Here is an 11,856-nt window from a genome sequence, read left to right as displayed (position 1 = left end):
AGGCGCTCGCGCATCTCCTCGTCCAGCACGAAGGTCTCGGTCATGCGCTGGTAGACCCAGGGAGCAACCTGACCCGTGGTCGCCGACCAGCCCATGGTATTGGTGACATGGACCTCGATCTGGCGCACACCCTCGTAGCCGTGCTCGAGCATGCCTTCGTACCATTTTGGGTTCAGCATCCGGGTGCGGGTCTCGAGCGCGACCTGCTCGGCCAGGGTGCGGACTTTGCCATCGCCGCGCGTCTGATCACCGATATAGACCGGTACATCGCCGCCCTTGGAGCGACTCACCGCACGACTGATACCGCCCAGGGTGTCGAAGTAGTGATCCACGGTGGTCACACCGAGCTCGACCGAGTCCAGGTTCTGATAGGCCAGCTGCACATCGCTGAGCACGCTCTTCAAGAGCTCCGCTTGGCGCACCGGCGCACCGGCGCGCCCGTAGGCGAAGCACTTGCGGCGGGTGTAGGTCTCGGCCAGCTCGTCCTCCTCATCCCATCCACTGTTATCGATCAGATGGTTGACATTCGAGCCGTAAGCGCCGTCGGCATTACTGAACACGCGTAGCGCAGCCGTCTCGAGGTCACAGTCGTGGGCCTGCTGATAGGCCAAGGTGTGCTTACGGACGAAGTTCTGCTCAATCGGCTCGTCGGCAACCGCCGCCAGATAGGCGGCCTCTGCCAAGAGTTTAGTCTGGATCGGCAAAAGATCACGGAAAATACCGGAGAGCGTCATCACCACAGCGATGCGCGGACGCCCGATTGTCTCCAATGACAGCAGTGCGGCACCACCGACACGGCCGTAGCTATCGAGCCGCGGCTTGGCACCGATGAGCCAGAGCGCCTGCGCGATCGGACCACCCTCGGTCTTCAGGTTGTCGGTTCCCCAGAGGACCAAGGCGATCGACTCGGGGATCGCGTTGTTGTCCGCGACATGGCGGTCGAGCAGCTGCTGTGCATGACGCACCCCTTCGCGCACCGCGAACGGACTCGGGATACGGAATGGATCGAAGCCGTGCAGATTGCGGCCGGTCGGCAGGATCTCGGGGGTACGCAGCAGGTCGCCACCGGGCGCGGGCCGCACGAACCGACCCTCGAGCGCGCGCAGGATCGCCGGCAGCTCATGGTCTTCGTTGAGCAGCTTGTCGTAGCTGGCCAGGTCCTCCATCAGCTTCAGGCTGGCCTCATTGACCTCCATGCCGCCCTTTTGCAGCGCTAGCGCTGGGGCCCCGCCATTGACCAGGGCCTCGACGGCCTCACGCTTGAGCTCGATCGGATGCTCGGGGTCGATGCGCGATTCGGCCACCGCCATCAGCATATCCAGCCGCTCGGTGGGATTCGGCGGCTGGCCGACGACATGCAGCCCATGCGGGATCAGCGTGTACTCCAGCTCGAGCAGCTCATCGGTGAGGTGCTGGATACGCTCGCCAGCGCTAGCGTCCCATTCTGGCTCCTCATCGGAGGCCATGGTCGCCAGGTCCAGCTCGGCGGCCTGCGCCTGGATCAGTGAGGCGAGCTCATTGCGCTCCTCGGCCGGTGCATCGGGGTCCAGGGTACGCCAACGCTCGATCGAGCCCTTGAGATCGACCAGACCGCGATAGAGTCCAGCATTGGCGATCGGCGGCGTCAGATAGCTGATCAGCGTGGCTGCCGCACGGCGCTTGGCGATGGTGCCCTCAGAGGGGTTGTTCGACGCATAGAGATAGAGGTTGGGCAGATCACCGATCAGACGATCCGGCCAACAGGCGCCTGACATCCCAGCCTGCTTGCCGGGCATGAACTCGAGCGCGCCATGGGTACCGAAGTGCAGCACCGCGTTGGCGGCGAAGTCCTCGCGCAGGAAACGGCAGAAGGCGCTGAAGGCGTGGGTCGGCGTAAAGCCCTTGTCGAACAACAACCGCATCGGATCGCCTTCATAGCCGAAGCTTGGCTGGACGCCGACGAAGACATTGCCGAACTGCTCACCGAGCACGAAGATCGACGAGCCATCGCTCTGCTGCTTGCCCGGTGCTGGACCCCATTGCGCTTCGATCTCGGCGAGGTAGGGCTCGCGGCGGACGTGATCATCGCTCGGGATGCGGGTGAAGACATTGGCATGGGCACCGTACTGGGCGGCATTGCCGTTGATGATGCGCTCGCGCAGCGCATCGACGCTGTCGGGCACCTCAACCTGATAGCCCTCGTCTTTCAAGCCCTGCAGGGTGCGATAGAGCGAGGCGAAGACCGATAGGTAGGCGGCGGTGCCAGTATTGCCGGCATTGGGCGGGAAGTTGAACAGCACGATCGCGATCTTGCGCTCGGCTGTTGGTGTCTGGCGCAGCTTGATCAGCCGGGCAACGCGGGCGGCCAGGGTATTGGCGCGCTCCGGATGGGGCTGCATGTCGCGGGTGCGATCGTCGCCGGCCGCGGCCGAGCGACCACCGAAGACGATCGGGCCCGTGGAGCCGTCGAGCTCCGGGATCGCCACCATCATGGTCGCCTCGACCGGCATCAGTCCGCGCTCGGAGGCCTGCCATTGCTCGAGGGTCTGGAACTCGACCGGATGCGCGGCCAGATAGGGCACGTCGAGCCGAGCCAGAACCTCTTGCGCCGCAGCCGCGTCGTTATAAGCCGGCCCACCGACCAACGAGAAGCCGGTCAGCGAGACCACCGCATCAACGATGCACTGATCATTGCGGAAGAAGAACTTATCCACCGCCGGACGGGCATCGAGCCCGCTCGCGAAGGCCGGGATCACGCGCAGCCCTTGCGCCTCGAGCGCTTTGATTACGCCATCGTAGTGGCCGGTATTGCCGGCGAGCACGTAAGAGCGCATCACCAGCAGGCCCACCGTGCCGGTGGTGCCCTTCTTCGCCGGCAGCTTGCTGACCTGGTCGGTAATGCGCCCCTTCATCCGCGGATGAAAGACGCCCACCTCCGGATACTCTGCAGGTGCGGCCGCCTTGAGCTTGCCACGCATGCCCTCGCGCGGACCTGCGGCATAGCGATCGAGCAGCAGCCGGACCATGTTGGCGACATTCTCGTCCGAGCCGGCGAGCCAATATTGCAGCACCAGGAAGTAGGCGCGCACGTCCTGCGCCGTGCCGGGGATGAAGCGCAGGATCTTCGGGATGCGTCGCAGCATGGCCATCTGCCGGGCGCCATCGCTCGCATCCTTGCTCTGGGATTCACGACCCCGGTTACCGCGCAGCTTCTTCAGGATCGCCATCGGGCCGCTCTGGGAGCCATCCATCGTGAACGTGCCCAGACGCGTGAGACGCATGATCTCCCCGGCAGACATGCAGCCGACCATCGCGTCGCAATGGTCCCGCCGGGCCTGAAGCGCGGGCAGCACGGCCTTGATGTGATCCTCCATGAACAACATGGTTGTCACGACGATATCGGCCTTGGAGATATCCGCGCGACAGCGCTGCAGCTTGCACTCGCCGTTGGCATGACAGCGGCCACAGAGGTCGTCTGCTCGGGCCGTGCCGGCACAGCGCTCCAAACCGTCTTTATTGTCGTCCCACTCAGCGGCAGCATGCAGCGTGAGATTGAGCCCAGGCAATTGCTGTTTGAGGGCCGGACGCGCGCGCTCGACAGCTCCGGCAAGATGGCTATCCAGCGTCACAATGACAACGTTGACGGGTGTCGTATCAACGACCGAAGTAGGCTTTGGCATCGTAAAGTGTCTCGACCGTTATTCTGGCGACACCGCACTCGGCGGCGAAGCGTTCTGTGTTACGACGGGCCTTCCCGCGAACGAAGAAGGGGATCTTCTTCAGCTCCTGCTCAGCCTCTGGCTCCCACACCGGCGCAGCATCAGCCCCGATGCCGTCCGCGCTCGTGGTTGGCTCGGCCGATGCCAGGGGTCGCGCTGCCGGCTCCGCGCTTGGTGCAGAGCCCCTGCCGGACCCGAGGTGGGAGGCGACCGCCTCGTCATGAAACTCCTCGTCTTCACGGAACATCGTGATCAGATGCTCTTCCAGCCCCATCATGAGGGGATGGACCCAGGTGTCGAAGATGACATTCGCGCCCTCAAAGCCCATCTGTGGGGCATAGCGCGCCGGGAAATCCTGCACATGCACCGGCGCCGAGATCACCGCGCAGGGGATACCGGCGCGCTTGGCGATATGGCGCTCCATCTGCGTGCCGAGCACCAGCTCGGGCGCAAGGTCAAGCACTGCTGCCTCGACCTCGAGATAGTCATCGCTGATCAGTGCCTCGATGCCATAACGCTCGGCGGCGGCTCGCAGCTCGCGCGCGAATTCACGGCTATAGCTGCCCAGGCCGACGACCTCGAAGCCTAGCTCTTCGGTGGCGATGCGGGCGGCAGCGATCACGTGGCTGGCATCACCGAAGATGAAGACACGCTTGCCGGTCAGATAGGTCGAATCGACCGAGCGGGAGAACCAAGGCAGCCGAGTGCGCCCGGCAGCGATCGCGGCGCTGCTGTCGATCCCGGCAACCTCACCGACCTCTTGCAGGAAGTCGCGGGTCGCGCCGACGCCGATCGGCACTGTCCTCACCCAAGGCTGTTTGAACATCCGCTCGAGCCAGACACAGGTGCTCTGCGCAATCTCGGTGTAGAGACAGATATTGAAGTCGGCCTCTGGAATTCGCAGCAGATCCTCGGGCGACGCGCCGGCGGGGGCACTGAGATTCACGTCCACACCTGCGCTGTCGAGCAGCTTGGTGACCTCGGCGACGTCATCACGGCAGCGAAAGCCGAGCGCCGTGGCGCCGAGCAGGTTGGCGCGGGGACGACGACCTTCGGCGGCCGGATCACGCTCGCGCAGCGGCTGGCCGCGCAGCAGACCACGGACCAGCTGGAGAAGCGTCTCGCTCGCGCCCCAGCTCTCCTTGCGCGTGAAGGCAGGCAATTCGAGCGGCACCACGGGACAGTCGAAGCCCATCCCTTGCGCCAAGGCCGCAGGCTGGTCCTGCAGCAGCTCACCGGTGCAGGCCTCACCGACCAGCAGCGCACGCGGCTGAAAACGCTCAACCGTTTCGCGTAGCGTCTTGCGCACCAGCTCGGCGGTATCCGCGCCCATGTCGCGTGCCTGGAAGCTGGTGTAGGTGACCGGCGGGCGCTTGGCGCTGCGCGAGATCATCGTGAACAGCAGATCCGCGTAGCTATCACCCTGCGGCGCATGTAGCACGCAATGCACCCCTTGCATCGACGCAGCGACGCGGATAGCCCCCATGTGGGGCGGGCCTTCGTATGTCCAGACAGTCAGTTGCATGCGATCGATTGGGACCGACGAATCAAAACGCGAGTCGCTCGCGACGATTGAGGGGACGCACGAAGAGCTCGGCGAGATCGGCGGCCTGATCGAAGCCGTGGATCGGCGAGAACACGAGCTCGATGGACCATTTCGTCGTCAGCCCCTCGGCCTCGAGCGGGTTGGCCAAGCCAAGACCGCAAACCGTCAGATCGGGCCGATCATCGCGAAGGCGGTCGAGCTGGCGCTCCAGATCCTGACCTTCGGTGAGGCGGACATCGGCAGGTAGCCAGTCGAGCTCAGCGCCCATCATGCGTCGATCCAGGTAAGGCACGCCAACCTCGACCAGCTCCATGCCACATTCGCGCTGAAGGAAACGGGCAAGCGGGATCTCGAGCTGAGAATCGGGCAGGAAGCTGATGCGCTTGCCCGCGAGCGCTGTGCGGTAACGCTCCAGGCCACGTGCGGCACGGGCGGCAGCGGGGGTCGTGACCTCCTCAACCCGAGCAGCGGAGATCCCGAATGCGTCAGCTGCGGCCTCAAACCAGGCGCGAGTACCCTCGATGCCGAATGGATAAGGCGCCTGCAGCAGGGTCGCACCCCGATCGACCAGCGCTGCGGCGGTGCTGCCGACAAAGGGCTGCGCGGCCAGCAGCCTTGACCCCGGACCGACGGGCGGCAGCTCGCTGCCACGCCGCGGTGGCAGGAAATACAGCGAGGGGATACCCAGTGCTTCGAACAGACGGCGGAACTGATCCTCGACCACGTCGGGCAAGGTCCCCAACACCAGCAGCGACTCACTGTCTACGGGGGCCTCGGGGAGCTCCGGAACCAAGGCCGTCAGGCAGGTATCTTCGCCCTGAGTGAAGGTGGTATCCAGGCCGCTGCCACTATAGGCAAGCACCCGCACCCGGCCTTGTTGATCGCGCGATAGGCGCTCGGCGGCATTGTCGAGGTCGAGCTTGATGACCTCCGATGGACAAGACGCCACCAAGAACAGGGTACCGATATCAGGGCGGCGCGCCAGCAGCTCGGTGACAACGCGATCCAGCTCTTCGTTACAGTCGGCCAGGCCGGCGAGATCACGATCACCGAGCACAGCGGTTGCGAAGCGCGGCTCGGCGAAGATCATTACACCCGCCGCCGACTGCAGCAGATGTGCGCAGGTGCGCGAGCCAACGACCAGAAAGAACGCGTCTTGGATCTTGCGATGCAGCCAAACGATCCCCGCGAGACCGCAGAAGACCTGTCGCTGACCTTGCTCGTACTGCGCCGCGATGGGACGCGCGCTCACACCGAGAGGACTGGCGTTGCAGTTCTGCGGCTCATCCGCTTGCGGCGTCGCAGGTGCGCGAGTCACTCGGCGGCTCCCGCAGATGCAGCCTGCTGCGCATCCAGCCGCTGCGCAGAGAGACGCGCGGCTCGCAGCTTCAAGATGAACTGGGTCGCGTTGATCACATAGGCGGCATAAGCGGCGAGGGCCAGCAGCATCTGTCCATGTACATCCAGCAGATTGCCAAAGAGCGCGACCAGATAGGCCGTATGCAGCGCCAAGACCAGCATGCTAAACACGTCTTCCCAGAAGAACGGACGCGCGAAGAGGTACTTGCCGAAGACGACCTTTTCCCAGATCGATCCCGTGATCATGATCAAGTAGAGGATCAAAGTTTTGACCACAATCGAGATCGTGGCAGCGGTTTCCCCTGCCCCGGTCGAGAGATATCGGATCACCAACACCAAGCTGATCAGAAACACCAAGAATTGCAAAGGCGCCAGTACGCCCTGAACCAGGGTCCAGGGGGTCTCGTCGCGCCGTTTACGCTCTTCTGGCGTATAAAGCGGTTGATGCTGGTCATGCCTTTTCACGGGCTGACGCATTAGCCTCCTCGAGCAGTGTTTGGGAAGTGCCGCCGTATAAGGAATCTAGTCTGCATCCCCAAACATGTCAACTCAGCTTAACGTAAAGAATACTTGACAGATGGCTGCCTCGCGACTACCTAATAAGGGGTCGCCGGCGCAAGTACCTCGCTGTCTGCGTGTTCGATAGGCTCCAGGCCTATCGAGACCCGAGGTCAGCGACAGATTGCGAGGCACAAAGCACCGAAATTGCCCGCTGCGCCGCGGGAGCTGCGGTTCATTTCCCATGAGCATTCAATGGGTTTTGATCCGTTCCTTCAGGCTCGACGGGAGCACAGACCCGCCGTGGTAACGGGAGCCGAGGTGATGACGTGAAGCGAGCTGGCGCGGGCGCCATCACCGAGCCCGCTGCCCAAAAATCCGTCCCGAGCTCTGTGCTCAGCGATGCCCAGAGAGCGCTCATGGTGGGGTCAGGAGCAGGCAACCGTGAAGGCCTTTGACGCACCGCAAGCTGCCTTGGGAAAAGTCGACACTGAGCGCGTTGCGACCCTGATCGCTTCGGTATCAGACATCGCCCTGATCTTGGACCAGCAGGGCATGATCCGCGACATGGCGTTGGGCAACGATGAGCTAGGCGCCCAGGTTTCCGACGATTGGGTGGGTCGCTCATGGAGCGACACCGTAACCGCCGAGAGTCGCAGCAAGGTCAAGACCCTGATCGCCGACGCCCTCAGCGACAGCGGGGCGCCGATCTGGCAACAGCTCGCGCACATCTCGCGCAGCGGTGGCGAGGTCCCGGTGCGTTATTGCGCCGCCCGTCTCGGCAGCCGCAACCACCTCATCGCCGTCGGCCGTGACCTGCAAGGCTTTGCCGCGCTGCAACAGCGGCTGGTCGATGCCCAACAGTCGCTAGAGCGTGACTACTGGCGACTGCGCCAGCTCGAGACCCGTTATCGGCTCTTGTTTCGCTCCTCATCGGACGCGGTGCTCGTGATGGACCCCACGACCGGCAAGGTCGTCGAGGCCAATCCAGCCGCCCGCCCACTGCTCGCGGCTGATCCGCGACGGCTGGTGGGACGCCATTTCCCCGAAGGCTTCGACGAAGCAGGCACCCGAGCGGTCGAGTCACTGGTTGCCGGGGTCCGCGCTGCAGGCCGCGCAAGTGATGTCCGTGCGCGCCTGCGCAATGGCACCGAGCTGAGTATCTCCGCTGCCCTGATTCGCCAGGAAAACACCTCGTTGGTCCTGCTGCGGCTAGTGCAGGTCAGTCGACCCTCCGCGGGCACAGCAGAGAGCACCGAGCCGCGTTCGGGCCTTGCCAAGATCATGGACCGAGCCCCGGATGGCATCGTCGTCACCTCGCAGGACGGCCGTATCCTCAACGCGAATGCCGCCTTCCTGGATCTGATCCAAGTCAACAATGAGGATCAGGTCCGCGGCGAATCACTCGACCGTTGGCTCGGTCGACCCGGAGTCGACCTCAACGTGCTCCTCGCCAATCTCCGCCAGCACGGCGCCGTGCGTCTCTTTGCCACCACCGTGCGCAGCGACTACGGCGCCAGCAGCGAGGTCGAGATCTCCGCGGTCGGGGTCCAAAACGGCGAGCAGCCCAGCTTCGGTTTCATCATCCGCAACGTTGACCGGCGTGTCTCCGCCGACGGCGGCGCCGAGCAGGCGCTGCCGCGCTCGGTCGAGCATCTCACCGAGCTCGTCGGACGCGTGCCATTGAAAGAGGTGGTCCGCGAATCCTCCGATATGATCGAGCGGCTCTGTATCGAGGCCGCGCTCGAGCTGACCGGCGACAATCGCGCCTCAGCCGCCGAGCTGCTCGGGCTGAGCCGTCAGAGCCTCTATGTCAAGCTGCGACGCTACGGTCTGAGCGATGCCGCTGGGGAGAGCGGCAACGAGCCCTCCCCGCGGGGCCCCTAGGCGCTCAGATCGCCTGCATCGCTGCACCAGCGTTACAACCGCCAAGTGACGCTGGTGCCTTGACCCTGATCAGGCTTCCCTTGCAGCGGGACGCTCGAGCCCTGTGCTTCAGGCTACACTTGCGCGATTTCCGTCTATACCAAACCGACCCCGACAAACAACAGCTGCATCCATGATTGAGCCGGCCACCCCTGCCGCTATGGCAAACCGTCCTCAGCCCTCGGCGATCCTCGAGGTTCTGCATCCGATCACCTGGTTTCCGCCGATGTGGGCCTTTGCCTGCGGCGTGGTGTCATCCGGTGCCTCGATCTTCGACAATTGGCTTCTGCTGCTGGCAGGCGTCATCTTGGCCGGCCCGCTGCTGTGCGCCACCAGCCAGGTCGTCAACGACTGGTACGACCGCGACGTCGACGCGATCAACGAGCCGAATCGCCCGATTCCGTCGGGCCGCATCCCTGGTAACTGGGGTTTCAAGCTCTCGCTGATCTGGACCCTGATGTCGTTGCTGCTGGCACTGGTGCTTGGCCCCTGGGTGTTCGCTGCAACCGTCGTCGGCCTTGCGCTGGCCTGGGCCTACAGCGCGCCACCGCTGCGCTTGAAGCAGAACGGCTGGTTCGGCAACGCTGCGGTCGGCTTCTCCTATGAGAGCCTGGCCTGGATCACCGGCGCCGCCGTCATGCTTGGGGGTGCCATGCCGGATTGGCGCATCCTTGCACTTGCCTTCCTGTATGGGCTCGGCGCCCATGGCATCATGACCCTAAACGACTTCAAGGCGATCGAGGGCGACAAGCAGATGGGCGTTCGCTCGCTGCCGGTGCAACTCGGCGTCAGGGGCGCGGCCTGGGTGGCCTGTATCGTCATGATCGTCCCTCAGCTGATCGTCGTCGGCCTCCTATTCTCTTGGATGCAACCGGTCCATGCTGCGGCCGTTGCCGGTCTGGTGATGGTGCAGATCACGCTGATGTTCCGATTCCTCGAGGACCCCGTCGCGCGTGCAACCTGGCTGAGCGCGCTCGGCGTGACGGTTTATGTGAGCGGCATGATGGTGAGCGCCTTCGCAGCGCGCGCGGTGATCATGGCGACGCCTTGATGCAGCCCGCCCCTAGCCCCCAACAACAGCAAGACCCCAAAGGTGAGATTGATGGTGAGCTCCGAGACCTATGACGTGGTGGTCGTCGGCGGCGGCCCGGCTGGCGCCACCGCTGCAACCGACCTAGCCAAGCGCAAGCGCAAGGTACTGCTCCTGGATCGCCCCGGCCGCATCAAGCCCTGCGGCGGCGCGATCCCGCCGAAGGCCATCGAGGAGTTCGAGATCCCAGACGAGCAGCTGGTGGCAAAGATCGGCTCCGCGCGGATGGTGGCGCCGAGCGATCGTCATGTCGATATGCCGATCAATGGGGGCTATGTCGGCATGGTCGACCGTGAGCCCTTCGATGAATGGCTGCGCGAGCGCGCGGCGGCCGCCGGCGCCGAGCGCCGCAATGGCACCTTTACCCGACTGCTGCGCGACGACGACGGCACGGCGCTGGTGGAGTTTCGCCCAGCCGAGGCCAGCGAGCGCAGCACAACCGAAACAGTGCGAGCACGCGCTGTCATCGGTGCCGATGGCGCCATGTCGTCGGTCGCCAAGCAATGCGTACCGGGCGCCAAGGAGCTCCCACATGTCGCTGCCTATCACGAGATCGTTCGCTCGCCGGCCCCAACCTCCGGCAAGGGGCTGCACGACTTCGACCCAACCCGTTGCGATGTCTACTACCAGGGCAAGCTCTCTCCCGACTTCTACGCCTGGATCTTCCCGCACGGCGAGACCACCAGCATCGGCGTTGGCACCGAGCTGAAGGGCTTTTCGCTGCACGACGCGGTCGATCAGCTGCGCAAGGAGACCGGCCTCGACCAATGCGAGACTCTGCGCCGAGAAGGCGCACCCATTCCGCTCCATCCGCTAAAGAAATGGGACAACGACCGTGATGTCGTGCTCGCCGGCGATGCCGCCGGTGTCGTCGCACCAGCCTCGGGTGAAGGGATCTACTATGCCCTCGTCGGCGGACGCCTCGCTGGCGATGCCGTCGAGGAATTCCTGCTCACCGGCAAGGCCAAGGCCCTGGCCAGTGCCCGCAGGCGCTTCATGAAGGCACATGGGCGCGTATTTTGGATACTCGGGATCATGCAGCGCTTCTGGTACAAGAGCGACAAGCGCCGTGAGCGCTTCGTCAGCCTCTGTGACGACCCCGACATCCAGCACCTCACTTGGGAGGCCTATATGCACAAACGGCTGGTACGGGCCAAGCCAGCCGCGCATCTGCGCATCTTCGTCAAGGACATGGCCCATTTGCTCGGCATCGTCTCACCTTGGCAGAAGGCCGCTCGCCGCGCTGACTAAGGCGATTGTCGGAAACGCTCGTACCGAATTGCACAGGATATTCGCTTGCCTTCAAGGAGCGTCGCCGGGAGCCCAGTCAGGCTACCAGCCGGGCTATGTGACCGGCGGCGCGATGAAGAGCGCGAGCGAAAAGACAAGCAAGGCGGTATGAGCTTTGACAGAAATCGCCTAATGCCCTTCCCTGCCTAAGGCTCGCCCTGAGCCCGCCCTCTAGCTCCTTGGGCTCCTTGAGCCCCTGAGTCCAAGCGCCACCCTGACTGCACAGCCAGGGTGACGCCCACCGAGTGTCAGACCGTTTCGACCGAGGCCAAGGCAGCCCTTCGAGCCCCGTACGCGCTCCTGACGCCTTCCTTGCCCCTGACACCCCGCTAACGCCCCCTGAGGCATCCTTGCCTTGTACGGCCCTTTGCTGCGCGCTTCAGTGAGCGTTTAGCCTAGAAAGAGCAGTTGGACGGTCGTCAGGGTGCGTCCCGCGCGGTGTCCAGCAA

The 11,856-nt window shown here is 64.2% G+C and carries 7 protein-coding genes; 3 read left to right on the top strand and 4 right to left on the bottom strand.

All coding sequences use genetic code 11. The features are described from left to right. From ACY693_RS07585 to bchF, 4 genes are all read right to left on the bottom strand, one after another. A partial coding sequence (locus ACY693_RS07585; protein WP_462321225.1) for a magnesium chelatase subunit H occupies positions 1–3,659 on the bottom strand: 3,659 nt, incomplete at its 3' end. Then, the gene (bchB, locus tag ACY693_RS07580) at positions 3,634–5,223 is read right to left on the bottom strand and encodes a ferredoxin:protochlorophyllide reductase (ATP-dependent) subunit B (RefSeq protein ID WP_462321224.1); all 1,590 of its coding nucleotides are present in this window, start codon (positions 5,221–5,223) and stop codon (positions 3,634–3,636) included. The genes ACY693_RS07585 and bchB, both read right to left, overlap by 26 nt. Positions 5,224–5,245: 22 nt before the next feature. Next, the gene (locus ACY693_RS07575) at positions 5,246–6,496 is read right to left on the bottom strand and encodes a ferredoxin:protochlorophyllide reductase (ATP-dependent) subunit N (RefSeq protein ID WP_462321226.1); all 1,251 of its coding nucleotides are present in this window, start codon (positions 6,494–6,496) and stop codon (positions 5,246–5,248) included. A 62-nt stretch (positions 6,497–6,558) separates the two neighbouring features. Further along, the gene (bchF, locus tag ACY693_RS07570; protein ID WP_462321223.1) at positions 6,559–7,080 is read right to left on the bottom strand and encodes a 2-vinyl bacteriochlorophyllide hydratase; all 522 of its coding nucleotides are present in this window, start codon (positions 7,078–7,080) and stop codon (positions 6,559–6,561) included. A gap of 465 nt (positions 7,081–7,545) precedes the next feature. Between bchF and ppsR the strand changes: the two genes are divergently transcribed. The 3 genes from ppsR to ACY693_RS07555 all read left to right on the top strand — a co-directional run bounded on the left by ppsR (position 7,546) and on the right by ACY693_RS07555 (position 11,368). Beyond that, positions 7,546–8,988: a transcriptional regulator PpsR gene (ppsR, locus tag ACY693_RS07565; protein ID WP_462321222.1), complete on the top strand. Its 1,443-nt coding sequence runs from the start codon at positions 7,546–7,548 to the stop codon at positions 8,986–8,988. Between the two features lie 199 nt (positions 8,989–9,187). Then, entirely contained in the window at positions 9,188–10,078 is an 891-nt protein-coding gene (chlG, locus tag ACY693_RS07560) for a chlorophyll synthase ChlG (RefSeq protein ID WP_462321221.1), read from the top strand. 51 nt (positions 10,079–10,129) lie between these two features. Further along, positions 10,130–11,368: a geranylgeranyl diphosphate reductase gene (locus ACY693_RS07555; RefSeq protein WP_462321220.1), complete on the top strand. Its 1,239-nt coding sequence runs from the start codon at positions 10,130–10,132 to the stop codon at positions 11,366–11,368. Positions 11,369–11,856: the final 488 nt, after the last annotated feature.

It is taken from the genome of Halochromatium sp., assembly GCF_054919635.1.
Note: the sequence above shows the minus strand (reverse complement) of the source record. Positions and strands in the feature narration are given on the sequence as shown.

Coding starts and splice junctions, on each gene's coding strand:
- bchB (WP_462321224.1), bottom strand. CDS start 5,223: ATGCAACTGACTGTCTGGACATACGAAGGCCCGCCCCACATGGGGGCT.
- bchF (WP_462321223.1), bottom strand. CDS start 7,080: ATGCGTCAGCCCGTGAAAAGGCATGACCAGCATCAACCGCTTTATACG.
- chlG (WP_462321221.1), top strand. CDS start 9,188: ATGGCAAACCGTCCTCAGCCCTCGGCGATCCTCGAGGTTCTGCATCCG.
- ACY693_RS07555 (WP_462321220.1), top strand. CDS start 10,130: ATGGTGAGCTCCGAGACCTATGACGTGGTGGTCGTCGGCGGCGGCCCG.